General features: G+C 71.2%; 23 protein-coding genes, 1 pseudogene and 1 riboswitch. Of the genes and pseudogenes, 10 read left to right on the top strand and 14 right to left on the bottom strand.

Annotation, left to right across the window (positions count from 1 at the left end):
• Position 1: 1 nt before the first annotated feature.
• A pseudogene (locus AB0G04_RS22100) lies at positions 2–175 on the top strand (sulfurtransferase TusA family protein); the annotation flags it as partial.
• A gap of 29 nt (positions 176–204) precedes the next feature.
• Here the strand turns inward: AB0G04_RS22100 and AB0G04_RS22095 are convergent.
• The gene (locus tag AB0G04_RS22095) at positions 205–699 is read right to left on the bottom strand and encodes a group II truncated hemoglobin (RefSeq protein ID WP_360985610.1); all 495 of its coding nucleotides are present in this window, start codon (positions 697–699) and stop codon (positions 205–207) included.
• A gap of 58 nt (positions 700–757) precedes the next feature.
• On the opposite strand from AB0G04_RS22095, the gene AB0G04_RS22090 reads away from it, so the two are divergent.
• Entirely contained in the window at positions 758–2,017 is a 1,260-nt protein-coding gene (locus tag AB0G04_RS22090) for an erythromycin esterase family protein (protein WP_360985607.1), read from the top strand.
• A 190-nt stretch (positions 2,018–2,207) separates the two neighbouring features.
• A complete protein-coding gene (locus AB0G04_RS22085) occupies positions 2,208–3,305 on the top strand; it encodes an alpha/beta fold hydrolase (RefSeq protein WP_360985604.1) in 1,098 nt (365 codons plus the stop codon).
• A 12-nt stretch (positions 3,306–3,317) separates the two neighbouring features.
• On the opposite strand, the gene AB0G04_RS22080 is transcribed toward AB0G04_RS22085, so the two are convergent.
• Both AB0G04_RS22080 and AB0G04_RS22075 read right to left on the bottom strand, forming a co-directional pair.
• Complete coding sequence (locus tag AB0G04_RS22080; protein WP_360985601.1) at positions 3,318–4,376, bottom strand: spore photoproduct lyase family protein; 1,059 nt, start codon at positions 4,374–4,376, stop codon at positions 3,318–3,320.
• 73 nt (positions 4,377–4,449) lie between these two features.
• The gene (locus AB0G04_RS22075) at positions 4,450–4,647 is read right to left on the bottom strand and encodes a hypothetical protein (protein WP_360985598.1); all 198 of its coding nucleotides are present in this window, start codon (positions 4,645–4,647) and stop codon (positions 4,450–4,452) included.
• 102 nt (positions 4,648–4,749) lie between these two features.
• Here AB0G04_RS22075 and glgX point away from each other — a divergent pair, with 102 nt between their 5' ends.
• On the top strand, positions 4,750–6,858 hold the full coding sequence (gene glgX, locus AB0G04_RS22070) for a glycogen debranching protein GlgX (RefSeq protein ID WP_360985595.1): 2,109 nt from the start codon (positions 4,750–4,752) through the stop codon (positions 6,856–6,858).
• Between the two features lies 1 nt (position 6,859).
• On the opposite strand, the gene AB0G04_RS22065 is transcribed toward glgX, so the two are convergent.
• Together AB0G04_RS22065 and AB0G04_RS22060 are read right to left on the bottom strand one after the other, a co-directional pair.
• Positions 6,860–7,204, bottom strand: coding sequence for a VOC family protein (locus tag AB0G04_RS22065; protein ID WP_360985592.1), 345 nt, complete (start codon positions 7,202–7,204; stop codon positions 6,860–6,862).
• A complete protein-coding gene (locus AB0G04_RS22060) occupies positions 7,201–7,560 on the bottom strand; it encodes a MerR family transcriptional regulator (protein ID WP_360985589.1) in 360 nt (119 codons plus the stop codon). Before AB0G04_RS22060 ends, AB0G04_RS22065 begins: the two co-directional genes overlap by 4 nt.
• 75 nt (positions 7,561–7,635) lie before the next feature.
• Here AB0G04_RS22060 and AB0G04_RS22055 point away from each other — a divergent pair, with 75 nt between their 5' ends.
• The 5 genes from AB0G04_RS22055 to AB0G04_RS22035 all read left to right on the top strand — a co-directional run bounded on the left by AB0G04_RS22055 (position 7,636) and on the right by AB0G04_RS22035 (position 12,218).
• Positions 7,636–8,742 carry a glycoside hydrolase family 32 protein gene (locus AB0G04_RS22055; RefSeq protein WP_360985586.1) on the top strand — a complete coding sequence of 369 codons (1,107 nt, stop codon included), beginning with the start codon at positions 7,636–7,638 and terminating at the stop codon, positions 8,740–8,742.
• Between the two features lie 3 nt (positions 8,743–8,745).
• The gene (locus tag AB0G04_RS22050) at positions 8,746–9,147 is read left to right on the top strand and encodes a ChaB family protein (RefSeq protein ID WP_360985583.1); all 402 of its coding nucleotides are present in this window, start codon (positions 8,746–8,748) and stop codon (positions 9,145–9,147) included.
• A 92-nt stretch (positions 9,148–9,239) separates the two neighbouring features.
• Positions 9,240–10,787 (top strand): D-alanyl-D-alanine carboxypeptidase/D-alanyl-D-alanine-endopeptidase, encoded by a 1,548-nt coding sequence (dacB, locus tag AB0G04_RS22045; RefSeq protein WP_360985580.1) that lies wholly within the window; start codon positions 9,240–9,242, stop codon positions 10,785–10,787.
• An 11-nt stretch (positions 10,788–10,798) separates the two neighbouring features.
• Positions 10,799–11,407 carry a hypothetical protein gene (locus tag AB0G04_RS22040; RefSeq protein WP_360985577.1) on the top strand — a complete coding sequence of 203 codons (609 nt, stop codon included), beginning with the start codon at positions 10,799–10,801 and terminating at the stop codon, positions 11,405–11,407.
• Positions 11,408–11,431: 24 nt separating this feature from the next.
• A riboswitch (SAM riboswitch) is annotated at positions 11,432–11,548 on the top strand.
• A 13-nt stretch (positions 11,549–11,561) separates the two neighbouring features.
• Complete coding sequence (locus AB0G04_RS22035) at positions 11,562–12,218, top strand: GNAT family protein (RefSeq protein WP_360985574.1); 657 nt, start codon at positions 11,562–11,564, stop codon at positions 12,216–12,218.
• Here AB0G04_RS22035 and AB0G04_RS22030 read toward each other — a convergent pair.
• The 4 genes from AB0G04_RS22030 to AB0G04_RS22015 form a co-directional block, all read right to left on the bottom strand.
• Entirely contained in the window at positions 12,199–12,834 is a 636-nt protein-coding gene (locus tag AB0G04_RS22030; protein ID WP_360985571.1) for an HNH endonuclease family protein, read from the bottom strand. The two genes, AB0G04_RS22035 and AB0G04_RS22030, sit on opposite strands and share 20 nt — an antisense overlap.
• Before the next feature lie 118 nt (positions 12,835–12,952).
• Positions 12,953–13,267, bottom strand: a complete 315-nt coding sequence (locus AB0G04_RS22025; protein WP_360985568.1) for a hypothetical protein — start codon at positions 13,265–13,267, stop codon at positions 12,953–12,955.
• Between the two features lie 101 nt (positions 13,268–13,368).
• A complete protein-coding gene (locus AB0G04_RS22020) occupies positions 13,369–14,610 on the bottom strand; it encodes a phosphatase PAP2 family protein (RefSeq protein ID WP_360985565.1) in 1,242 nt (413 codons plus the stop codon).
• A 68-nt stretch (positions 14,611–14,678) separates the two neighbouring features.
• On the bottom strand, positions 14,679–16,226 hold the full coding sequence (locus tag AB0G04_RS22015; RefSeq protein WP_360985562.1) for a GGDEF domain-containing protein: 1,548 nt from the start codon (positions 16,224–16,226) through the stop codon (positions 14,679–14,681).
• A gap of 85 nt (positions 16,227–16,311) precedes the next feature.
• Between AB0G04_RS22015 and AB0G04_RS22010 the strand changes: the two genes are divergently transcribed.
• Positions 16,312–17,493, top strand: a complete 1,182-nt coding sequence (locus tag AB0G04_RS22010) for an acyl-CoA dehydrogenase family protein (RefSeq protein WP_360985559.1) — start codon at positions 16,312–16,314, stop codon at positions 17,491–17,493.
• A gap of 175 nt (positions 17,494–17,668) precedes the next feature.
• On the opposite strand, the gene AB0G04_RS22005 is transcribed toward AB0G04_RS22010, so the two are convergent.
• The 5 genes from AB0G04_RS22005 to AB0G04_RS21985 form a co-directional block, all read right to left on the bottom strand.
• On the bottom strand, positions 17,669–18,328 hold the full coding sequence (locus AB0G04_RS22005; RefSeq protein ID WP_360985556.1) for a GNAT family N-acetyltransferase: 660 nt from the start codon (positions 18,326–18,328) through the stop codon (positions 17,669–17,671).
• A 59-nt stretch (positions 18,329–18,387) separates the two neighbouring features.
• The gene (locus AB0G04_RS22000; RefSeq protein WP_360985553.1) at positions 18,388–21,432 is read right to left on the bottom strand and encodes an EAL domain-containing protein; all 3,045 of its coding nucleotides are present in this window, start codon (positions 21,430–21,432) and stop codon (positions 18,388–18,390) included.
• Between the two features lie 115 nt (positions 21,433–21,547).
• Positions 21,548–22,456 carry a 5'-3' exonuclease gene (locus AB0G04_RS21995; protein ID WP_360985550.1) on the bottom strand — a complete coding sequence of 303 codons (909 nt, stop codon included), beginning with the start codon at positions 22,454–22,456 and terminating at the stop codon, positions 21,548–21,550.
• An 84-nt stretch (positions 22,457–22,540) separates the two neighbouring features.
• Complete coding sequence (locus AB0G04_RS21990; RefSeq protein ID WP_360985547.1) at positions 22,541–24,874, bottom strand: ABC transporter permease; 2,334 nt, start codon at positions 24,872–24,874, stop codon at positions 22,541–22,543.
• Positions 24,871–25,560, bottom strand: a complete 690-nt coding sequence (locus AB0G04_RS21985; RefSeq protein WP_360985544.1) for an ABC transporter ATP-binding protein — start codon at positions 25,558–25,560, stop codon at positions 24,871–24,873. The genes AB0G04_RS21990 and AB0G04_RS21985 overlap by 4 nt, the downstream gene beginning before the upstream one ends.
• Positions 25,561–25,590 lie beyond the last annotated feature (30 nt).

Raw genomic sequence — 25,590 nt, 5'->3', positions numbered from 1 at the left:
CATGGACCCGGTTGTTCTCGACGGTGGCGACCGCCGCTGCGTGCTGCTCCTCATCGAGTTGCGCAAGCTCACCACCACCCTGGCGCCCGGCACCGAGATCCACCTGATCGCGACCGACCCGGCCGCGCCGCTCGACCTGCCGGCCTGGTGCCACCTGACCGGTCACGAATATCTGGGGCCGGTCCAGGACCGGGAAAGATCGACCTATGGCGTACGGGTGGCCGGCGCCGCCGTCGACACGGAGGAGTCGAGTCCCTGGCGACCGGCCCAGGTCCAGCGTGGCATCGGCGGATCCCGCGGCACGACCGCCGACATCGGGAAGTAGGAGCCGACCTCGGCGGTCGCCGCCCGGATGTACCCGCCGAGCGCGGCACGCAGTTCCGGATCGTCCGGCAGGGTGGCCGCGACCGCCTCGTCGAAGCACGTCACGAACGCCGCCGAGAACGGATCCTCGTCGCACTGGTTGGCGTGCACCCGCAGCATCGCCTCGTGCCCGCCGTGCCGCTCGGTGTAGACGGGCGGCCCGCCCAGCACCTCACCCCAGTACTCGGCGAGATGTCGTACGTGCGCCGGGTCTACGCCGTGCGAGAACGGGTGCGCAAGCTCCGGGTCGGCCAGGCAGCGGTCGTGGAAGTCGGTGGCCAGGGCCAGCATGGCCGGTGCTCCGCCGGCCGCTTCGTAGAGCGTGGGACGTCCCATCACCCCAGCATGGCAAGGTCGGACGTATGAGGCGACCCCCTTCGGGTACGCGGCGCCGGTGACCCGGTACTCCGACGAGGTGGCGTCGATCGCCCGCCCGCTGCTTGATCCTGGGGATCTGGAGATCCTGCTGGACCGGGCGGAGGGCGCGAAGGCGGTCCTGATCGGCGAGGCCACCCATGGCACGCACGAGTTCTATCAATGGCGGGCGGCACTGACCCGGCGCCTGATCGAGGAGCGCGGCTTCTCGTTCGTCGCGGTGGAGGGCGACTGGCCGGACTGCGAGCGGGTGAACGCCGCGGTCCGTGGTGCCGGCCCGGACCCGCGTGACGCGCTGGTCCGCTACGACCGGTGGCCGACCTGGATGTGGGCGAACGAGGAGACCGTCGACTTCACCCGCTGGCTGCGCGGATTCAACGAGCGCCGGGCACCGGACGACCGGGTCGGCTTCCACGGGCTCGACGTGTACTCGCTGTGGCAGTCGATGCGGGAGATCCTCACCTGGGTCCGTGAGCACGACCCGGACCTGGTGCCGCCCGTGCTGGAGGCCTACCGGTGCTTCGAGCCGTACCGCGAGGACTCCAACGCCTACGCCTGGGCCACCCAGTTCGTGCCGGCCGCCTGCGAGGACAAGGTCGTCAGGATGCTCGTCGCGGTCAAGGATCGGGATTTCGCGGTGTGGCAGAACGCCGAGGTGGTGGCGGGCGCCGAGGGCTACTACCGGACGATGGTGCGCGGCGGCCCGGACGCCTGGAACATCCGTGACCGGCACATGGACCAGACCCTGGACCGGCTGCTGCGCCGATACGGGCCCAGCGCGAAAGCCGTGGTCTGGGCGCACAACACCCATGTCGGCGACGCGCGGGCCACCGACCAGGCCGGTTACGGCGAGGTGACGCTCGGACAGCTGGCCCGGGAGCGGTTCGGCGCGGACCGGACGCTGCTCGTCGGATTCGGCACCCATCACGGGACCGTGGTCGCCGGCTCCGAGTGGGGCGCGCCGATGGAGGCGATGGGCGTGCCCGAGGCGCGGCCCGGTTCGCTTGAGGAAGTCTTACAGGCGGCCGCCCCGCCGGAGGCGCTGTTCGTGTTCCCGGTGCGGGGTCCACGACCGGATCTGCTCACCCTGGAACTGCCGCACCGGGCGATCGGCGTGGTCTACCGGCCGGAGCGGGAACGCTGGGCCAATTACGTGCCGACGATCCTGGGCGAGCGCTACGACGCGTTTCTGTGGTTTACCGAGACGCGGGCGCTGCGGCCACTGCACACTCTCCGGGTGGACGTGCACGAGCCGGAGACGTACCCCAGTGGTGTCTGACTTTGATAATGAACCGCCGATTAAATGGATCTTTTGAATATCGGTGGCACATCGTTCTGTTGACGTGTGCCGACAACTGAAAGGGCACGTACGTGTGCCCTTGAATGCCGATCCATTCCGGGGTAGATCAGTTTTACGCTGTGGCTTCCATCGATCATCCGAATCGGATTCAGTCAGGGAATGTGGTGCCATGAGAAAGATCTCCCGACTCCTCCTCGCCGCGCTGATCGCCGCGGCCGGGATGCTCGTCGCGACCGCCGGACCGGCGCATGCGGCCTTGCCGGGATTCGTGCTGAGCTCGACGACGGCGAGCCTGCCGCCGGAACTGGCCGCCCTCGCCACCGGTAAGCGGATCCAGTACGTCACGACCAACATCAAGGGTGGCCTGATCACCGCGACCGGACTGGTTCTCACGCCGAAGGCCGGCAAGACGAACCGTGTGGTGGCGTGGGGGCACGGCACCACCGGCATCGCCGACACCTGCGCCCCGTCGACCAATCACGCCATCTTCTGGCCGGAGGCCCGCGACGCCATCAAGGAGATGCTCCTCCGGGGCTGGAGCGTGGCCGCTCCCGACTATCCCGGCATCGGCACGCCGCAGGAACACCCGTACCTGATCGGCGCCAGCGCCGGCCGTTCGCTGATCGACAACGTCCGCGCGGCCCGTCTGCTCGACCCCGCGCTGTCCACCCAGTACGTCGTGGACGGCCACTCGCAGGGCGGCCAGGGCGCGCTCTTCGCCAGCCAGCTCGCCCCGTCCTACGACGGCAACCTGGTGCTCAAGGGCACGGCGGCGATCGCTCCGGTCTCCAACACCCAGGAGTTCATCAACTACATCCCCGGCACCGCCGCCCAGGGCTACCTGGTGATGGCGCTCTACGGGGTCTCGGTCGTCGACCCGACCTTCAAGTGGAAGGACGTGCTCGCCGCACCCGCCGAGGAAAAGCTCGGGGTTCTGCAGTCCGGCTGTCTCTACGACATTCTCGACGCCTACGACGAGTTCACGGCCGAACAGCTCGTCGAGGGGGGCGTGGTGTCCGACGCGGTTCTTGCGAAGATGGCCTCCTACGAGAACCCCGCGCAGACCGCGCCGAGTGCTCCGGTGCTGCTCGTGCACGGCACCGCGGACGATGCCGTCCCGTACTTCGCCTCCGAGATCCTGGCCGGTCAGATCGCCGGTTACGGGGTGCCGGTGACCTTCCAGACGGTCGAGAACGCCACCCACGACGGCGCCGTGACCCAGACCGCGGCGCTGGTGGCCAACTGGATCGCCACCCGCTTCACCTGATCCACGCCCTCGTCAGAACGCGTAGCGGACCCTCAGATAGGGGGTCCGCTGCGCGATCAGGTCGGTGAGCGCACGAACGTAACCGCCCTTCGCCCCGGTGCGGTACCGGACGTTCAGGTCACCGTTCTGCGAGCGTTTCACCTGCTGAAGCTCGGGGCGCCAGAGCAGGTCCTCGGCCCGCGGGTGCCAGCCCAGGTTCACCTCGTGCAGGCCGCGGTTGTGGGTCAGGAAGATGATCTCGGCGGCGAGCTGGCGTTTCGCGGCCGGACCGATCCCCGCGTCCAGGCGGTCGAGCAGCACGGCCCAGTCCTCGAGCCAGCCGTCCCGCACCACGACCGGGCTGAGGTTGACGTGCACCTCGTACCCCGCCTCGACGAAGTCGTCGATCGCCGCGATCCGGTCCTCGACCTGGCTGGTGCGGATGTCGAGCACCTTCGCGTCGGCCGGCGGCATCAGCGAGAAACGGATCCGGGTCCGCCCCCGCGGATCCCAGTCCAGCAGATCCCGGTTGACGTGCTTGGTGGCGAAACTGGCCTTCGCATCCGGCAGCCCACGGAACAGTTCCACCAGATCGCGCACGTTGTCGCTGATCCGGGCGTCCACCGAGCAGTCGGAATTCTCCCCGATGTCATAGACCCAGGCCACCGGGTCGCATTCGTTCGGTTCCGGTTTGCGGCCCTGACGCTCCGCATGCCTTTTCGTGTACGCACAGACGCGCTCGATGTTGGCGAAGACGGTGATCGGATTGCTGTATCCCTTGTGCCGGGGCACATAGCAGTAGGCGCAGGCCATCGCGCAGCCGTTGGCCGTGGAGGGCGCGATGAAGTCGGCGGACCGCCCGTTGGGCCGGGCGGTCATGGTCTTCTTCACACCGACGACCAGCGCCTCCTGCTTGATGCGCACCCACCGCCGGACGTTGGTCTCGTCGCCGTACAGCTCCGGGATCCGCTGATGACTCTCCACCTCGACGATCGTCGCGTCCGGCCAGCGGGCCAGGATCTCCTTGCCGCGGGGCAGCTCGGCCGCCGCCGGTTCGAGATAGATGCGCCGGATGTCCAGCAGTTCCCCCATGCCACCATTGTCCCTCCTCACGCCACCTCCGCACCCGCCGCCACGTCACGTCCCACCCCAACCCCCGGCTGGCTCAGACGGCTGTCTCGAGCCGGTGGAGACAGCGGTGCGCGACAGCCTGGAAGACCCGGCGCCGGCCGATCCGGTCACCGGTGGACCCGGCGAGCACCAGCAGACTGGCCAGAACCAGGGTGTACGAGTCGATGATCCACCGCAGGCCGGAGATCGGCGCGTCCAGATCGGCACGGATCGCGGGCAGCGCGACGTTCACGATCGCCGGCCGGCACCCCCTCCTCGTGGCCCGGCGCATGTTTCTCGCCACGTTGACCCGATCACAGTTTCCCGGCGGGTACGGATTGGGCAAGGTTGACCCATGCATATCTGGCCGGGGAACCCGTATCCACTCGGGGCGACCTACGACGGTGGTGGAACAAATTTCGCGCTCTTCTCCGAGGCGGCCACCCGTGTCGAGCTCTGCCTGTTCGACGACGACGGCCGGGAGACCCGGATCGACCTGCCGGAACGGGAGGCACTGGTCTGGCACGGGTACCTGCCGCGGGTGGTGCCGGGTCAGCGGTACGGCTACCGGGTGCACGGTCCGTACGACCCGTCGCGCGGGCTGCGGTGCAACCCGTCGAAGCTGCTGCTCGACCCGTACGCGAAAGCCATCGACGGTGACTACCGCTGGGATCAGGCGCTCTTCTCGTACAACTTCGGGGATCCCGAGTCGTACAACGACGCCGACTCGGCGCCCTTCTCCCCGCGTTCCGTCGTGATCAACCCGTATTTCGACTGGGGCAACGACCGGCCGCTCAAGATCCCGATGTGGGAGACGGTGATCTACGAGGCGCACGTCAAGGGGATGACGATCCAGCACCCCGACATCCCGGACGACGTCCGCGGGACCTACTCGGGTCTCGCCCACCCGGCGATGATCAGGTACCTGAAGAATCTTGGGGTGACCGCGGTCGAGCTGATGCCGGTGCACCAGTTCGTCCACGACAGCGGGCTGATCGAGCGTGGCCTGACCAACTACTGGGGTTACAACACGATCGGGTTCTTCGCGCCGCACAACGGCTACTCGTCGTTCGGCGGCGCCGGTGGTCAGGTGCAGGAGTTCAAGGCCATGGTGAAGGCCCTGCACTCGCAGGGTATCGAGGTGATCCTGGACGTCGTCTACAACCACACGGCCGAGGGCAACCACCTCGGTCCGACGCTGTCGTTCCGGGGCATCGACAACCCGGCCTACTACCGGCTGGTGGACGAGGACAAGCGCTACTACTACGACACGACCGGCACCGGGAACAGCCTCAACGTCCGGCATCACGAGTCGCTGCGGCTGATCATGGACTCGCTGCGGTACTGGGTGACCGAGATGCACGTCGACGGTTTCCGGTTCGACCTGGCCGCGGCGCTGGCCCGGGAGTTCCACGCGGTGGACCGGCTGGCGGCGTTCTTCGACCTGGTGAACCAGGACCCGGTGGTGTCGCAGGTCAAGCTGATCGCCGAGCCGTGGGACGTCGGTGACGGCGGCTACCAGGTGGGTGGGTTCCCGCCGAACTGGACGGAGTGGAACGGCAAGTACCGCGACTCGATCCGCGACTTCTGGCGCGGTGAGCCGTCCAGCCTCGGCGAGTTCGCGTCCCGGTTCACCGGCAGCTCCGACCTGTACGAGGTCGACGGCCGGCGCCCGATCGCGTCGATCAACTTCGTGACCGCGCACGACGGGTTCACCCTGCACGACCTGGTGTCCTACAACGAGAAACACAACGACGCCAACGGTGAGGGCAACCGGGACGGCGAGAGCCACAACCGGTCGTGGAACTGCGGCGTCGAGGGCGAGACCGAGGACGCCGACGTGATCGTGCTGCGGGAACGCCAGAAACGGAACTTCATGGCCACGCTGCTGCTGAGCCAGGGTGTGCCGATGATCGCGCACGGCGACGAGCTGGGCCGCACGCAGCAGGGCAACAACAACGTCTACTGCCAGGACAGCGAGATCTCCTGGATGGACTGGGAGGGCGCCCGCCTCGAGGACGTGCTCACCGGGTTCGTGCGGCGGCTGCTGAAGTTGCGCGCCGAGCATCCGATCTTCCGGCGGCGGCGGTTCTTCACCGGCGAACCGGCCGGCGACTCGAAACTGCCGGACATCGCCTGGCTGCGCCGCGACGGAGAGGTGATGACCGAGCCCGACTGGAACACCCGCAGCGGCATGACCATGACGGTGTTCCTGAACGGCAACGGCATCCCGGAACGCGACGCCCTCGGCGAGGAGATCAAGGACGCCTCGTTCCTGCTGCTGTTCAACCCGCTCGACGAGGACGTGGCGTTCACCCTGCCCGACCGTGATTACGGCCGCACCTGGGAGCTCGCCGCGAACACCGCCGACCCGCTGCTCGCCGCCAAACGCAAGACCGCCCGTGCCGGGACCCAGTTCAAGGTCACCCGGCACAGCCTGGTCCTGCTCCGCTGCCGGTACTGAATCAGTCCTCGACGCAGAACACGTTGCCCTCCGGGTCCTCCATGACCGTCAGGTCCGGGCCCGGAGTCACCACCGTGGCACCCAGCCTCTCCAGCCGCGCCACTTCGGCCTGCACGTCTCCGCCCGGAGCGCGCAGGTCGAAGTGCAGCCGGTTCTTCGCGGTCTTCGGCTCCGGCACGCGCTGGAACCACAGGTTCGGGCCGCCCCAGCCGGGTGCCTCCACGAACGCCTTGGCGCTGGTGCCGGTCGCGTCCAGTTCGCCGCCCAGGGCAGCGGCCCAGAACCGGGCCACGACCAGGGCGTCGGCGCAGTCGAAGGTCAGGCTTTTGACCCACGCGACGGTCATCGGCTCACCGACCTGTACCAGGCGATCTTCTCGCGTACCCGCTGCTGCTCCACGCGCAACTGTTCCACCTTCGCGTCGATCTCCCGATCGTGTTCCTCCAGCAGCGCGGTGCGCTGCTCGGCTGCCTCGTCACCCTTGCCCAGCAGCTCGGCGAAACGGCGCAGGCGAGCGATCGGCATTCCGGAGTCGCGCAGGCAGCGCAGCAGCCCGAGCCGCGACAGGTCGTCGTCGGAGAAGATCCGCCGGCCCGCCGACGTCCGCTGGATGCCATGCAGCAGTCCGATCTTCTCGTAGTAGCGGATCGTATCGATGCTGACGCCGAGCCGCTCGGCGGTTTCGCCCGGTGTGTATGGCACCGGGCCAGGTTAACCGCTCTCCGGACGGCATGCGTTCCCCCTGGTGCCCGATGCCGGTCGATGCCACGCTGAGGCATGGAACGCGAACCGCGGCCCCGGCTGCACTTCACCCCGCGTGCCGGCCGCGTCGGCGAACTGTTCGGCGTGCTCACCTCCGGCGGGAGCTACCACCTCTTCTACGAGCATCTGTCCGGGCGGGATCCGGCCTGGGGGCACGCCCTCTCCGAAGATCTGATCCTCTGGACCGAGCAGGCCGCCGGCCCGCCACCGCGCGACGGCTCGGCCCGCTGCGGGACCGTCGTGGCCGGCCCGGACGGCCCGGTGCTGTTCCACACCCTCGCCGGTGGCGGGGTCGGGCGGGCCGTCGCCCCGGCGGGTCTGACCGGCGCGGCCTGGCAGGCCGAACCGTCCGGCCCGCTGCTGGCCGGACCGCCGTCCGGGGTCACCGAGATGCGGGACCCCTACGTCTTCTGGGCCGGCAGCAACTGGCGGATGCTGCTCGGGGCCGGCCTGCGCGGCGGCACGGCCGGCGTGCTGCAGTACCACTCGGCAGACCTGCTGAACTGGTCCTACGACGGGGTGATCGTGTCCCGGGACCGGTCGTCCTGGGGCTGTCCCCGGCTGTTCCCGCTGGACGGCTCCTGGGTGCTGCTGGTCACCAGCGGTCCGGCCGCCGACCTGATCTACGGGATCGGCAACTACGACGGCATGCACTTCACCGCCCGCGCGTGGGGCCCGTTCGGGCACGGCCGGTTCGGGCCGGCGGTCACCTTCGTCGACGCCGCGGGCCGGCGCTGCGCGCTCGCCCGGCTCGGCGAGGACCCCGCCCATCCCGGTTCGGCGTGGGCCGGGTCGCTCAGCCTTCCCTGGGTGCTGGCGGTACGCGACGACCGGCTGATCGCCACCCCGCATCCGAACCTCGACCCCTACCTGACCAACGGCGCCACCGGGCTCACGGCCGCCGGGGGAGAGGTACGCGACCACGGCGACCTGATCCTGAGCATGCCAGCCGGCGGCGAGACCGTCCTGTTCGCCGACGCCGACATCGTCGAGGTGACCGTCGAGGGCGTCAGCGGCCTGGGCGTCGCCCGGCGCACCGGCCCGACCGTGCCCGGCGTCCGGTTCGCCCGCTTCGGTGGCTCCGCACCCGGGTTTGCCGGGCCGGGGGCCGGGCAACCCTGAATCATGCCCGGACGCGACGAACTCCCCGACACGCTCAAGCGCTCCCCGAAGAAGGCACAGGACACCTTCATCAAGACCCACGACTCGGCCGTCGAACAGTACGGCGAGGGCGAGCGCGCTCACCGCACCGCGTTCTCCGCGGTCAAGCATTCCTTCGGGAAGGTCGGCGACCACTGGGAGCCCAAGGAGGAGAAGGGCCCGAGTGACGCGAAGGCCGCCGGCGGCCGCGACACGAGAGCCGAGACCGCGGGCGGCGTCGACGCCAACGCCAGCAAGGATCACCTGCTCGGCATCGCCCGCAAGCTCGACGTCGCCGGCCGTTCCCGGATGACGAAGCCGCAGCTGGTCGAGGCCATTCAGAAGGCGAACGCCCGCGAGACCCGGCGCGCCCGCAACAGCGGCTGACTCCGACGGGGGAACCGCCGGCGATCCGGGGCCGCCACCCGCCGGAGCCGTGTGACGATCGCGTCGTCCGTTCCCGCAGCCGAGGACGTCCGATGCGTGGTGTTCCCGCCCTGGTGGCAGCCGTCTGCGGCGCCCTCCTCGCGGTGCCGGTCCCCGCCGCGCCGGCCACCGCCCGCACGGTGACCGAGGATCGCGCCGCCGGTGCTCCGAGCGGCGCGGACGGGACCCTCCGCGCGGAGCTGGACCGGATCCTGGCCGACCCGCGGCTGGCCGGGGCCACCATTGCCGCCGACGTGCGCGACGCGGCCACGGGTGCCGGCCTCTACCAGCGCAATGCAGGGCTGCGCGTGCTTCCCGCGTCGAACCAGAAGCTGCTCACCGCGGCCGCCGCCCTCGAGGTCCTCGGGCCGGGCCACCGGTTCCGCACCACGGTCCGGGCCGCCGGAGGCAGCCTCCATCTGCACGGACAGGGCGACCCCACGCTGACGTACGAGCGGATCGACCGGCTCGCCGCGACGGTGGCCCGGGCCGGGGCGAAACGCTACGACCGGCTGGTCGCCGACGACTCGTGGTTCGACCGGGTGCCGCTCGGCCTGGACTGGAGCTGGCAGGACGAGTCGTTCACGGCTCCGGTCTCGGCGCTGACATTCGCGGCTGACGGACGGTATGACAACGCGGCCGTCGAGATCCGCTACCGGGGCGTGGCCGGGCGGCCACCCGTCGTGCGGGTGTGGCCGCCGGTCGTGGAGGTCCGGGTCGTCAACCGGGCGGTCACCGGCGGCAGCGGTGACACGGTGAGCGCGGTGCGGGCGCACGGAACCTCGACAGTCACGCTGCGTGGCTCGGTGGCCGCCGGACGGTCCGGAACCGCCCTGGCCGCCGTCCCGGATCCGGCCGCGGCGACGACCGGGCTGTTCCGGGCGGCGCTCCAGCGACACGGGGTCACGGTCGGTGGACGTACGGCCAGAGGGCCGGTGCCTCCGGCATTCCGCCACCTCGCCGCTCACGTCTCACCGCCGCTCGCCGAGATGCTGCCGCCGCTCCTCAAGCTCTCCAACAACGGCATCGCGGAGCTCCTGGTCAAAGCCATCTCACGGGCCGCTGAACCGGCTCGGCCGGGAAGCTGGCCGAGCGGGCTGGCCGCCGCCACCGCCGCCCTCGGCCGCCTCGGCGTCGATACCCGGCTGCTCACCATGGGTGACGGCTCGGGTTTGAGCCGCCGCAACTGGGTGACCGCCGCCCAAGTCGTCACCCTGCTGCGGCAGGCGCGGCGGAGAACCTGGTTCCCGGCGTTCCGGGCGGCCCTCCCGGTCGCCGGCGACCCGGACCCGATGGTCGGTGGCACGCTGCGTGACCGGATGCGCGACACCCCGGCGGCCGGCAACGTGCGCGCCAAGACCGGCACGCTGACCGGCGTCAACGCGCTCTCCGGGTACGTCACCGACGCCGGTGGCCGCCAGCTGGTCTTCGCGTTGATCGTCAACGGTTCGCTCACCGGCACCGCAGCCGTCCTCGACGAGGCCGCGGTGATGCTCGCCGCCCGCCGGACGGAGGAGGTTGCGGTGGTGCTCGCCGCCCACCGGACGGACCATGCCGCGGTGATGCTCGCCGCCCGCCGGACCGGTGACGCCGCGGTTTAGGCTTCGGCGGCGTGACCACACCACGGCGCAGAGCGGACCCCGCATCGTTCACCGACCCGGAGAACTGGAGCGGCGGCTACTACGAGCTGTATCTCGAGTTCGGCGCGCGGGACGATGCCGTCCTCGGCCGGGCTGCGCGGGCGCTGACCCGGGTCGCCGGCATCGACGGCTGGTACCCGGACCGTCACCGGGACCCGGCCGGGCAGACACCGCGGGAACCGGAGGCCGTCGCGCTCGACGAGCCGGGCGATCTCGCCGGCACCGTCGTCGTCCCCGGCGGGCACCGGGTCGTCTGCCGGCTGATCCCCTACCGCGCCGACGGGCCCCTCGGCGCCGACCATCTGGGTCTCTGCCTGCCGCTCGGCGCGCTGCACCGCACCGACCGCCGGATCGGCGGCTTCCCGTTCGGGCCGGACGGCGACGAGCGGTCGCTGGCATGGCGGACGACGCTCGACGAATGGCTTGCCGGGCTCGGGCGGGCCGTCTTCGCCGAGGTCCCGTTCACTTCGGCGGTCATCGGGTTCGAGCTCGATGCGGACGTCACCCCGGACAACCAGGCCTGGAACGCCTACCTGCTGCCGACCGCCGGCGGCCTGCACCACGTGCCCGTTGTCCGTTGAGGATCAGTGGTATGTTGCCCGTCAGGTCATGAGTGTCAGCGTCAAGCCCCGGCTCGCTGGCCGGCAACCCTCCGCGGCGCGGGCGGGGTGCCCCGGGTGATGACCGGGTCCGGCGCGTGGCGTGCCGGGCAAGCCGCGAACCAGAGGGACCCTCATGGATCATCCTGTTCTGCACGGCCGTCTCGTCCGCCTCGAGCCGCTGCACCGGCGGCATGTCCCCGGCCTGGCGGCGGCCGCCGGCGAGGACCGCGGCCGGTACGCGTGGACCTGGGTGCCGACCGCCGGGACCACCGCCGCCTACGTCGAGGAGCAGCTCACCACCGCAGCGACGGGACGGCTTCTCCCGTACGCCCAGATCTGTCTGCGGACCGGCCGGGCGGTGGGGGTGACCGCCTACTGGGACCCGCGCCCGTTCCCCGGTGGTGACCGGCTCGCCCAGATCGACGTGGGTTTCACCTGGCTGGCCGCCTCCGCGCAGGGTTCCGGACTCAACCTGGAGGCGAAGTACCTGCTGTTCCGGCAGGCGTTCGAGGTGTGGCGGGTCGTGCGGGTCGGGTTGAGCACCGACGCCCGCAACGCCCGGTCCCGGGCCGCGATCGCCGGGACCGGCGCGCGTTTCGAGGGTGTGCTGCGCAACTGGTCCCGGTCCTGGGCGCCGGGGGAGCATGGGATGCTGCGCGATTCCGCGCTCTATTCGGTGGTCGTCGAGGAATGGCCGGAGTGCCGCGCCTACCTCGAGCACCGGTTGTCCGAAACGGGACAGGGCGCCGCCGGAGCGGCGCCCCGTGACGTCAGCTGGAGCAGGTGTTGAGCATCGTCTGCAGCGCCGTCTTCTCCGACGACTGCACCTTCAGCGCGTAGTGATACTTGACCACGATCCACATCCGGGCGTACGTGCAGCGGTACGACGTGACCGACGGCTGCCACGTCGACGGGTCCTGGTCGCCCTTCGACTGGTTCACGTTGTCGGTGACGGCGATCAGCTGCGGCCGGGTCAGGTCGTTGGCGAAAGTCTGCCGCTTGCTGGTGGTCCAGGCGCTCGCGCCGGAACGCCACGCCTCGGCCAGCGGCACCACGTGATCGATGTCGACGTCGGAGGCCGCGGTCCAGGTCGCGCCGTCGTACGGGGAGTACCACCGGCCGGACGTCGCGGCGCACGCCGAACTGGTCACGACGCTGCTGCCGTCCCGCTTGAGGACGGTCTCGCGCGTGTTGCAGGTACCGGAGATCGTGATCCAGTGCGGGAACAGCTCCCGATCGTAGGTGCCCGCGTTCGCCTCGGCGGCGACGGTCAGTGCGTTCAGGTAGGTCTGTGCCGTCGACTTCGACGGGATGCCGGTCGGGGCGGCCTGGGCGGGGGAACCCAGCAGACCGATAGTGATTACGGCAGCGGCGAGGCCGGCGATCAGGGGACGGGGGAGGGGCATGGCGGCTCCTTTGTTTCGTCCGATTCGGACGACACAGATCTACGGGAGCCGAACGTCGCCAGATCATGATGTCCGTGAATTTCTCGTGTCCGAACAATCAAGTTCAAACCCGGCTGGGTCAGTCGTGTGGCCAGCCGAGTGCCTCGCACGCGATGAGCCACCAGTGGCGTTCGGCCAGCAGTGCGGGCGCGTCGGAGGCACCGACCCAGCTGCCGGATCCGTCCACCGGAAGCAGCGAAGGGTCGCGCGGCACGAACACCGGGACGTGAGCCTCGGGAACCGGGAGCCGATACGACTCGTCGCCCACCGGCACGACGTTGCGCACGAAGCCGACGCAGCGGGTCGCGGCGTCGCGTCCCAGGTGCCGTGACGTCAGCTCACGCACGCCTTCGGCCGCCGGGCGCCAGGTCCCGCCGCGGTCACCGAGGAACACGGTCGGAAGATCAAGGCCTTTGGGCGTACGGACGCAGAACAGCTCGGCCGCCCCTCTGTGGTGACCTGCGCCCCGATACAAACCGCAGGTCACCACGCGGTTCAGCGGCGGCGGAACTCGTGCAGGTAGAGGTAGACGCTTGTTCTCGCGCCGACCACGGCCCCGGCGGTATCGGCGGAGCGGAAGTGGACGCCACCCCACACGCGGGCGTTGATCAGTTCCTCGAGGGCACTCGAGAAGCCGGCGAAGTGGCGGGTGGTGCCGGTGGCCTCGCTGGTGGCGTGGAACGCGATGTCGTCGCGGCCGAAGAACATCCGCAGGATCACCATGTTGGAGCCGGTGGTGCAGGCGTGGCCGGACGTGTGGTCGGGGCTGCCCGGCGTGATCAGCAGCGGCATCCACGACGGATCGGCCGTGGTGTCCGGGTTGCCGTCGGTGTCGGCGAGCTGAACCGCGGTGACCGGGCGCCAGAAGCCCCAGTGGCGTTTCTCGTTGAAGCAGGCGGTGTTGGCGTCCGACGCCGCGACGTTCACCATCGCGAGGAGGCGGGCCGACTGGACGACGCTGAGACGCTGCGTGACGGCGAGCTGCCGGTTGATCTCCCACAGGCCGAGCTTGCGGTCGTGCCACCACCGGGCCGCGTCGGTCTGGTCGGCGGTGCGCACGGTGCTCGCGGCCCCGCCGACCGCCTTCACCTCGTTGAGATCGCGGGTGTAGGCGGCGCTGGTGAGAGCGGGCGGCCCAGCGGTGCGGAACATGTCGTTACGGGGCAGGACGAACGCCCGCAGGTCGGCGGACCAGGCGCCGGAGTTGGCGAAGGTGGGCGGGGTGGGGCGCCACCGGCCGGGTTCGGTGGAGACCGGGAACGCCTCGACGCCGAAGGCCCCGTCGCCGGCACGGGAGGCGAGCATGGCGGCGGCGGTCTGTTCACCGACCGCGACACCGCCGCGTTCGGCACGGCCGTCCGGGATCCCGGCCAGATACTCGTCGTACTGGGTCCGGAGGCGGTCGGTCTGGGCCGGGTACAGCGCGGTGAGGACCCGATGGGCGGCGGTGGCGACGGCGGCGTCGGTGGATTCGTGGCCGGTGGCCCGGGGAGCGGTGATGAACGGCTCGTACGGCTTCCCGGCGATCGCGTTGACCGCGTCGTAGACGGCACCCTGCACCATGGCGAAGCTGCGGCTCTGCACCCACGGGTTCTCGCGGGCGACATCCCAGATCGCGGTCTGGGCGTTGAGGTTCCAGGTTATGACGGAGTTGCCGGCCGGGGCAGCCGCGGCGGCGGCCGGAACCGCGAGCGGCGTCAGTACGGCGGCCATGATCAGTGCCAATGCACGCTTCATGCGCTCATCGCACCGGATCGATCTGGCAGAAATCTGTCAGCGCGGGCCGTACCGGTGGTCGTCCGCGATCAGGCCGCCGCAGCCAGGTCGCCGTCCGCGGACGATTCCAGGGACTCCTGCCAGATCGCCCAGCGGGTCTGCGGCCCGAGAGACTTGGCCTTGTACATGGCCAGGCCGGCGCGGTGCACGATCTCGTCGTGGCCGAGCTCGCCGGATGCGGCCACGGCCACCCCGATGCCGGCGGCCAGCGTGACGAGGCGGCCGTCGACCGCTACCGGCCCGAGCGACGCCGCGATGCGCCCCGCGACCTCGTACGCCTCCCCGGGGTTTCTGATCTCGGGCAGTACCACCGCGAACTCGTCGCCGCCCAGCCTGACCGGCACGCCGTGCTCCGGCACGCAGCGTCGCAGCACCTCGGCGAACTCGGCCAGCACCCGGTCCCCGGTCCGGTGCCCGAGACTGTCGTTGATCTCCTTGAACCCGTTCATGTCGATGACCAGGATCGCCATGTGGCGGCCGGTCCGCACGCCGCGGCTGATCGCCAGATGGGAGACCTGCCGAAACCGGGTGCGGTTGCCGAGCCCGGTGAGTCCGTCGCGCAGCGCACGCTCGTCGCTCTCCCGTTGCACCAGGATCTGCCGGTACACCACGAGTACGGTGAGCATCGCACCGCCCAGCGCGAACCCGCCCCAGGGGAAGAACCGCTGCTCGCTCCAGGCCTGCGCCAGCATCAGCAGATAGGCCACGGCGACGAAGAGGAACGGCAGGCAACGCCCGGAACCGAACCCGTGCCGCGGTTCGGTGCCGGCCGCGCCGGCCGCCGCCCGGCTCTGCGTCACGGCGGCGGCCATGATCAGCGCGTCCGCGGTGAGCCGGCAGACGAACTGCCAGGAGGCCGGAGTCCCGGCGGCCTCGGGACCGTTCAGGTAGCCGTGCACCGCGTCGCCGGCGAACAGGACGAGGCTTCCGGCGGTGAGCAGCCACAGCGGCCGTTGGGCCGGCTCGCCGGCGCCGCGCAGCAGCGCCCGGACCGCGCTGAACAGCAGCAGCAGGCCGGCGAGCGGGTGGGCGACGGCGCTGACCAGCAGGCCGGCGGAGGGCTCGGACAACTCCAGGAGCGGGCCGGCCGTGGTGTACCAGAGCACCACGGCGGCACCGGCCGTCACGGTCAGCGCGTCGACGGCCGTCCTGAGCCGTTCCCGGCGGGTGGTGGGTGTCAGCGGGAACCGCAGCAGGGCGATGATCAGCGCGGCCACGAACACCACATGTGCGGCGTCGTCCCAGTGGGACGTTTCGCCGGACTCGAGGATCATCAGCAGCGGGACGGTCACCACGGGCACCGAGAAGCCGGCGGCGACCGCGGCCCACACCTGCCGCAGCCGGGGCGGCAGCTTCGCCGTCCGGGCCGCGCGCACCGCCGCGACCAGGCCGCACACGCCGAACGCGAACCGGCCCAGTCCGGCGGCCGGCTCGTACCAGGACAGCCCGGTGACCAGGTTGACCCCGGAGAGCACGAGCACCGCCAGGTACAGCGCGCCGAGCGCCAGGTGGACCGGTGACAGCCCGCGGGTCGTGCGGCGGAGCCACCGCGGCATCCGTCGACTCGCAGTGTGCACGCTGCCTCCTCCGCCGGGCTGGACGCCGGTGCAGATCGGTCCGGGTTGCCGTCACTTGAGGGACGGCGGTCCATAGGATCTGGTGATGGCCGTACCCCAGACCCATGCCGAGGCGGTCACCGCCGCCAGCCAGCTCGCCGACCTCCTGATCCCCGGCGCGATCCAGCGCGACCGGGACGGGGCCGGCACCGTCCCGCACGAGGCGCTCGCCGCCCTCGACGCCTCCGGCCTGCTCGGCATCACCGTGCCGGCCGCCGACGGCGGTCCCGGTCTCGGTCCGCGCACGCTGGCCGAGGTGACACGGATGGTGGCCGCGGCGGACCCGTCGATCGCGCAGGTCCCGCAGGCCCACTTCCTCATGGTCGACGTGCTGGCGGTGCACGGCGGTGCCGAGGCCCGCAAGCGGATCTACGGTGACGTGCTGGCCGGCCGGCGGGTCGGCAACGCGCTGGCCGAGCGGGGCGGCAAGCACGCCCAGGACCTGCGGACCCGGATCACCGACGGGCGGCTCGACGGCGTCAAGTACTACACCACGGGGGCGCTGACCAGCGCCTGGATCGCCGTGAGCGCACTCGACGAGAACGGCCGGATGGTTCTCGCGCTCGTAGCGCGCGACGCCGGGGGAGTCGAGGTCGACACCGACTGGGACATGATCGGCCAGCGGGCGACGATCAGCGGTACGGCGACGTTCCGGCAGGTTCCGGTCGAGGCGGGACTGCGGATCGACTACGCCGGCGCCTACGAGGTACCGCAGCAGCTCGGCGCGCGGGCCCAGCTCGTGCACGCGGCGATCGAGGTCGGCATCGCCGGTGCGGCGCTGCGCGACGCGCGTTCCTACCTGCGGGAGAAGGCGCGGCCGTCGACCGAGGCGGTCCGGCACGGCGCCACGGCCGCCACCGACGACCCGCATGTGCGGCACCGGTACGGGCGTCTGGCCACGCGGGTCCGTGCCGCTGAGGCGCTGCTGGAGTCGGCCGCTCGTACCCTCGAGGAGGTGGGCCTGATCCCGGCCGACGCCGAGGCCGCGGCGCGGGGCTCACTCGCGGTGGCGGCCGCGAAGGCGTTCGGCAGCGAAGTGGCGCTGGAGGCCGGCTCGGAGCTGTTCACCCTCTGCGGGACAAGTTCGGCGGCCGCCAAGTACGACCTCGACCGGCATTGGCGCAACGCCCGCACCCACAGCGTCCACGACCCGATGGACTGGAAGTACGCCCACATCGCCGCCTACGACCTCGCGGATCAGTTGCCGCCGAACCACGGCCAGCTCTGACCCCGTTTCGGGTACGGGCCACGAAAGTAACGGCCTCGCACCCGCGACGCAGGCGCGGGTCCGGGCCGACAGCGCGACCGCCGGGCGAATGCGACGGTCACCAGCCGGCGGCGGAATTCCGGCTGGCCCTCACCGCTGTCTCAGCGTTGCTGAGACAGCGGTGGTGCGCAGCTGGTCAGTTCAGGCGGTATGAGGCGAAGATTACGTCGGCGCTGTGGGTGAAGCCGAGGCGTCCGTACAGGCGGATCGCGTTCTCGTTGTCGTGCACGGTGTGCAGGAACGGCAGCTCGCCACGGGCCAGGATGCCGGCCGCGACGGCGAGCGTGAGCCGGGCACCGAGGCCCTTGCCGCGGAACTCCGGGTCGGTGCAGACGGCGCTCACCTCGGTCCAGCCGGGCATCCGGAACCGCTCGCCGGCCATCGCGATCAGCCGGCCGTCGCCGTCCCGGATGCCGAGGTAGCGGCCCAGGTCGATGGTCCTCTTCAGGAACGGGCCGGGCTGGGCGCGGGCAACCAGGTCGAGCATCTCGGGCACGTCCTTCTCGGTGAGGACGACCGCTTCCGGGTCCTCGACGCCGGACATGCTCTGGCCGATCATCTGGACGCCGGACGTCACCGTGACCTGCTCCCACCCGGCGTGCGGGGTGATCGAGGGGCCGGTGAGTACGGCGTGATCGGTGATCGTGGCCAGGTCGCGCCAGGCGGCGGGGTCGGCCGGGTCGCTCAGCGCGGCGAACGGGGCTATTTCGGGCAGGAATCGGGCGGCGTTGCCCGCGGCCTCGGCGAAACACGCCTGCGGCCCGGAGAGGGCGGCCCACACGGGGTTGTTAAGCACACCCCCGACCCTGCCCTCTGCCGGGCCGTCGCGCCAGCAGATATCCGTCTAACCACCCGTCAGGCTCGCTGCATGGCCGGGTGCTCCTGGTACTCGGCGGCCAGGCCCGGGATCTCGGCCGGCCACAGCGGCTTGGCGAAGTGGTAGCCCTGTCCGTACTGGCAACCCATGGCGTCCAGCGCGGCCCGCTGACCAGGTTCCTCGATGCCCTCGGCGACGACGGCGAGGTCCAGATTGTGCGACAGGGTGACGATCGCGTCGACGAGCGCGTGCTGCTGACGGCTGTGCAGGATGTCGTCGATGAACGACTTGTCCAGTTTCAGCACGTCCACCGGCATCTGCCGCAAGTAGCTCAGCGACGAGTATCCCGTACCGAAATCGTCGATCGCGATCCGCACACCCAGGGCCCGCAGCGCCTTCAGATCCGCCAGCACCTTGTCGGCGTCCTTGAGCACCAGGCTCTCGGTGATCTCCAGCAGCAGCCACTCCGGGCGTGCGCCGGTCGCGGCGAGCGCCTCACGTACCCGGTCGGCGAAGTCCGCCGTCCGGAACTGCCGCGCCGACACGTTCACGCTCACGTACCGCAGCGTGGTGTCCGGGTTCTCGGTCTTCCACTGCGAGAACTGCCGCAGCGCCTCCCGCAGCACCCACGTGCCGATCCCGACGATCGCGCCGCTCTCCTCGGCCGCCTCCACGAAGTGGAACGGCCCGAGCAGTCCGCGAGCCGGGTGCTGCCAGCGAACCAGCGCCTCCACGCCGGTGATCTTCTGGTCGACCAGTTCGACGATCGGCTGGAACTGGAGCACGAACTGTTCCTCCTCGATCGCCTCGTGCAGGGCGGTACGCATCTCCAGCCGCTGCATCATCGCGGTGTGCAGGTCGTTCTGGTAACGCTGCCAGCCACCCTTGCCGTTGCCCTTGGCCAGGTAGAGCGCCAGGTCGGCGTGCCGCAGGAGCTCGGTGGCGGTGTCCGCGTCGCGGTTGGTGGCGACGCCGACGCTGCACTGGGCGCTGACCACCTGCGTACCGCCGTGGCCGTCGGACACCTCCACCGGTACGGCCAGAGCCTCCAGCAGCCGGGCCGCCATCTGCTCGGCCGCGTCCACCGAGTCGCTCTGCTCGACCAGGACCGCGAACTCGTCACCACCCATGCGGGCCGCCGTGCTGCCCGTTCCCGTGCTCGCCGAGATCCGCTCCGCGACGGCCAGCAGCAGCTGGTCACCGGCCGCGTGCCCGAGGGTGTCGTTGACCTCCTTGAAGTCGTCCAGGTCGACGAAGAGCACACCGAGGGTCGCGCCGTCGCGCTCGGCCACGCAGAACGCCTGCTCCAGCCGGTCACGGAAGAGCACCCGGTTGGCGAGCCCGGTCAGCGCGTCGTGGAACGCCTGGTGGGTGAGGTCCTTCTCCAGGCCGCGCCGTTCGGTCACGTCCCGCAGGGTCACCACCAGCCCGGCCACCGTCGGATCGTTGCGCAGGTCGCGCAGATCGCACTCGATCTCGACGGTACGGCCACCGGCCCGTACCGCGGTCAGCTCGATGTCGTCGAGGTCGCCGACGCCGGACCGCACCCGGAACATGATCTCCCGCAGTGTGCTCTGCGAATGCTCGGCGATCAGCGCGGACAGCGGGTCGCCGGTCGGGTCCGCGCCGAACAGCGCCTCGGCCGACGGCGTCGCGTACCGGATGGTGCCGTTGGCGTCCAGGATCAGGATGACGTCGGCCGCGCTCTGGATCAGCGTCCGGAACCAGGCCTCGCCCTCCCGGCGGCTCACCTCGGCGGTCAGCGAGATCCGCTCCAGCACCACGGCGATCTGCGAGGCGAGCGTCTCGAACGCCGGCAGCAGCAGGTGCAGCACCGGGTCGGGCGCCCCGATCACCATCCGGCCGGTCCGGCCGCCGGCCAGCGGCTGCGTGGCGTACGCCAGGTTCTTGAAGCCACCGCAGGCGAAGCCCTCCGGCAGGTCGGCGGCGGCCACCAGATGAACCCGCGGCTCGCCGGCGACAGCCCGCACCGGAGGCAGGAACTGCAGGTGGTACGGCTGGTCGGCGGGCATCAGGGTGGCGATGGCCTCACGGACCGCCCGCGTCACGTCGCCTTCGCTCGCCGCCGCGAACAGCAGCGTCCCGGCCTCGCGCAGGGCCCTTTCCCGGCTGCCGGCCTGCCGCTGGGCGCGTGCCAGGTCCGCGACCCGCGCCAGGACGAGCAGGAACATCGCCGCCGCGGCGGCCGCGATGATCGGAGCGTCGACCACCCCGTCGCGGGCGAGCTCGGCCTCGTGACCATGCAGGTACTCCACCGCCAGCACCGCCGGGGCGATCAGCGCGGCCGTGCTTAGCCAGAACAGCCGGTGGCTGCCCATGCCCGGGTCGGGGCGCTCGATCGGCTCGGACAGCGACCGCATCGACGGGCGCAGGGCGGAGTAGCCGATCGCCGAGTAAAAGACGATCCAGCCCAGATCGACCGGCCCGCCCGGCGCCCAGGCGCTGTTCAGCTGCGACTGGCCGAAGAAGATGTCAGACACCAGCAGGCCGACCACGGCGACGCCGATGGTGGCCACCGAGTCCATCCGTTTGCCGGAGCCGGTGAACATCCGCAGGATGACCGCGAGCACGAGCACGTCACCGAGCGGGTAGCCGATCGAGACGACCTTCTCCAGCAGCGAGAGGTGATCGGCGCGGGCGAACGGCGCGATCCAGTACACCCAGGCCAGCAGGCCCAGGCCGACCGTCGGCACCAGGGCGTCCAGCAGCGCCGCCCGGTTCGCGTCCCCGCCGTTGCGGGCCCGGAGCAGCATCAGCAGGCCGGCTGTCAGGAGCGGGTAGAAGATCAGATAAAAGAAGTCGGCCACGCCCGGGAAGGACGGTTCGCGGCCGAGCGCGAGAATCAGGTTGTAGGCGCTGTCGCCGGTCGTGAAACAGGCGATCGAGAGGCTGATCAGGTACCACGGCAGCTTCCGCCGCGGCTGGTGCATCCGGACGCCCACCAGTACCGCGATCGCACACGAGTAGCCGAGCGCCGCCCAGCTGTACAGGTGACCGTCCGGGAAGGCGTAGTAGACGCCGGTGAGGACCAGCGTCCAGGCGCCGAAGCACGCGCGAGCCATTCGCGTCGACAATGCGTACTCCGTTCGTCGGGTGGCGGACTTGCCGCCCCGCCGTATCGGAGCCGTGCCACCCGACCTGAGAGCCCGCCGCCGCCCGCACCCGGACGGCAACCTGTCAGCCGGCCAGGGCGTCCACCAGGCGGCGCGCCGAACCGGCCAGGTTCCATCGTTCGGCGAGCGCGAGCAGCGCGTCCGGGTCGCGGGGCGCCTTCGGCAGCGCCGGGTCGAAGTCCGGCAGCGGCACGTCGGTGGCGACCTTGCAGACCGGCAGTGCCTTCGCCAGGTACTCGCGGGAGGCGGCCAGTTTCGCCCGTACGCCCGGCGCGAAACCGGCGTCGGGGTCGTCGAGCGCGGCCACGATCCGTTCGACGCCGCCGTACCGTTCGATCAGCCGCGCCGCGGTCTTCTCGCCGACGCCGGCCACCCCCGGCAGGCCGTCGCTCGGGTCGCCGCGCATCGCCGCGAAGTCCGCGTACCAGCGGGCCTCGACCCCGTACTTGGCCATCACCAGGGCCTCGTCGGCGTCCTCGAGCTTCGCCACGCCGCGCCCGCAGTAGAGCAGCCGCGTCCCGCGGGCGTCGTCGACCAGCTGGAACAGGTCACGATCCCCGGAGACCACCTCGACCGGCGAGGGCTGCCCCACGGCGAGGGTGCCGAGCACGTCGTCGGCCTCGTAATCCTTCACCCCGAACGCCGGGATCCCGATCGCGGCGAGGGTCTCCAGCAGGATCGGCACCTGCCGTTCGAGCGACGACGGCACCTCCTCGACATCACCGTGGGCAACCCGGTGCTTCTTGTACGACGGCACGAGCTCGACCCGCCACGCCGGTCGCCAGTCCGCGTCCAGCGCGCAGACCAGCCGGTCCGGCCGACGGGTACGGATCAGCTGGGCGAGCATGTCGAGGAACCCGCGGATCGCGTTGACCGGTTCGCCGGCTGCGGTCTGCGCCGCCTTCTCCGGGATCCCGTGGAACGCACGGAAGTAGAGGCTGGGGGCGTCAACGGCCAACAGTGGTCGGTTCACCGCCCCACCCTAATCTCCCGGCCCGCGCGGACGCCGTCCGCGCGGGCCGGTGTCGGCGAGGGCGGCACCGGCCCGCGGAGCGGGTCACTCGTTGTGCAGGGCCCGCGCGATGCTCAGCCGGGCCGCCGACCGAGCCGGCAACAGCGCGCCCACGATCGCGATCAGCACGCCACTGAGAAGCATCAGGAGCAGCGTCGCCGGCTCCCAGACCTGGAAGACGTAGCCCGGCATGGTGATCTTGGCGGCGTCCGCGGCGAGCGGCACCACCACCCGGTGCGCGGCCATCCCGATCGGGATGCCGACCAGTCCGCCGATCACGCCGAGCGCCGCCATCGACGTGATCAGCATGGCGATCACCTGGCGCGGGGTCATCCCGACCGACTTCAGCATGCCCAGATCACGGCGGCGATCCTGGACGTTCAGCGCGACCGTGTTGAGGACGCCGAGCGCGGCGACCGCGGCCAGCAGCACGGCCAGCACGGTGGAGAAGCCGGTCACCACCACCGCGACGTCCGTGGTTTCGCTGTTGTCCCAGACCGTCAGCCCCGGATCGGCCGCACGCAACGCCGCCATGTAGCCCTCGATGTCCGCGCCCCCGGCCAGCTCCACCTGGTAGTAGAACTCGAACGGGTCGCCCTCGCCGAGGTCACGCCAGGCCGCGAACAGGCCGGCGCCCGGGCCGGGCAGGCTCTGCACGGTCTCGCCGACGATGGTCACCGTCGTCCGGGCCCCGGCGATCTCCAGGGTGAGCGTGTCGCCGACCGTGAGCCCTCGCTTGTTGAGCAGCTCGGCCGAGGCCACCACCTCATCGGCGCCGGCCAGCCAGCGGCCCCGCAGCAGCTGCTTCTGATAACCCATGGCCGCCGTGTCGCCGCGGATGAAGTTGACGTGCACCGGTTCGCTCTGCCCCAGGGCCGGCACGGTGCGGCCACGCGAGGCGCCGACCCGCACGGCGCCCGGCGTGCCGCGCAGCAACGCCTCGACCTCCTGGTCGGTACGGGCCGAGGTGGTGCGTTCGCCGCCGAGCCGATCGAGCCGTTCCGGCCGGACGCCGACGTCCCCACCGGCCTCCGCGCCGATCCGGGACACCTCGGACAGCGAGGCGGCCAGGCCGGCCGTGAACGTCACCGTGGTCACGCCGAGCAGCAGCGACGCCAGGGTCAGCACCGTCCGGCCGGGCCGGGCGAACGGCAGGCCCAGCCCGAGACTGACCGGGCGCGGGAGTCGCGTACCGCTCAGGGCTCGTTGCACGCGCAGACCGCGACCGCGTCGCGGCGCGCTGCCCGCGCTGATCGCCGCGGCGGCGGAGAGCCGGTGGGCCCGGGAGGCCGGAAGCAGCGCGGCCAGCAGCACCAGCGCGGGCACGCCCAGCAGCCCGGCCGTCCACACCCACGGCTGCACGCCGGTGTCCCGGCCGTAGCCCATCCCCTGGAACGTCTCGTTCAGCAGCGGGTTCGCGCCCAGGACGCCGAGCGCCGTGCCGAGCACCGCGCCGGCGGACGCCGGGACGGTGACCATGGTGAGGTAGACGGCGACCACCTGGCGCGGGGTGAATCCGATCGACTTGAGCACCCCGATGTGCCGGAACCCGGAGATCACCGCGCCGCTCACCACGTTGCCCACGATGATCACCGCCACCAGCAGCCCGAGGATCCCGAACGTGCCGAGGAACGGCAGGTAGATCCCGGCCGTCTCGGCGGCCTCCTCCTTGACCACCTGGTACGGCTGGGCGGCGAGCAGCGCCCCGCCGGGGAGCCCCGTGGTCACCCCGGTCAGCCGCTGCTGGACCGCCTCCCTGGTCGGCACGTCGCCGGCGAACCGGTAGAGCATCTGGGTGGCGGACGGTTTCAGCGCCACCGCCTGTTCCGGTGTCACCCAGCCGTCGGCGGTCGCGCTCACGCTGTACGCCCACCCGACCACGGTCAGCGCCGACCCGTCCACGGTGATCGTGGCGACGTCACCCAGCGGCCCCATCGCGAAGGTGGCCTCGTCCTCCGGGACGGCCGCCAGCACGATCTCTCCCGGTGCCGACGCCCACCGGCCGCGCCACAGGTCGAGCCGGTCGACCTCACCGCCCGGATCCGCCCGGCCGACCAGGGTCAGCGGCCCCTGGAACATCGGCCCGGCCGTGCCGGCCGCCTCCACGGTCGCCTGCGCGAACGGGCCGGCAGCCGCGGCCACGCCGTCACGTGCCGCGGTGAGCTGTGCGTCCGTCACGCTCGCCGGGTCGTACGCGGCGACCGCGTGTGCCCCGCGTTGCTGCGCGAAAGCCCGGTCGAACGGTGCCGACATGGCGTCCAGCAGGGCCAGCGACACCACCACGGTGGCCGTGCAGAACAGTGCCACCAGCCCGATCACGAACGTCTGCAGCCGGCGCCGGCGCACCGCGGCGCGTGCGGCCGCCCACACGGCGCTCATACCCGGTCCAGTGCGGACTCGGCCGCGATCCGGCCGTCGGCGAGCTCCACCAGACGGTTGGCGCAGCGGTGCGCGAGCCGTTCGTCGTGGGTGACGATCAGCAGCGTCTGCCCGATCTGGTTGAGGTCGATCAGCAGGTCCATCACCTGCTCACCGGCCCTGCTGTCGAGTGCGCCGGTCGGTTCGTCGGCCAGCAGCAGGGCGGGCCGGTTCATCAGCGCCCGGGCCACCGCGACCCGCTGACGTTCGCCGCCGGACAGCGCGGCCGGGTAGACGTCACGCCGGCCGGCGATGCCCAGCTCGTCGAAGAGTTCCAGCGCGCGGCGCCGGGCGACGGCCGCCGACGACCCGGTCAGCTGGGCGGCCAGGGCCACATTGTCCAGCGCGGACAGATCGTCGAGCAGGTTGAAGAACTGGAAGATCATGCCGAGGTGGTGCCGGCGGAACAGGGCCAGCCTCGTCTCGGTCATCAGGTCCAGGCGCTCGCCGTGCACGTTCACCTCGCCGGCGGTCGGCCGGTCCAGACCGGCGATCATGTTGAGCAGCGTCGACTTGCCGCAGCCGGACGGCCCCATCACGGCGACCGCCTCGCCCCGCCGGATCGTCAGGGAGACCCCGTCCAGTGCGGCCGTCCCGCCGTACTCCTTGCGCACCTCATCGAGCCGGACCACCGTCTCTGTCGTCATGGGAGGCGACGCTACGGACCACCCGCCGGG

Origin of the sequence: Actinoplanes sp. NPDC023801, from assembly GCF_040639655.1 — a bacterium.
Taxonomy (GTDB): Bacteria; Actinomycetota; Actinomycetes; order Mycobacteriales; family Micromonosporaceae; genus Actinoplanes.
The sequence above is the reverse complement of the archived record's forward strand: the minus strand, read 5'-3'. Positions and strand labels throughout refer to the sequence as shown.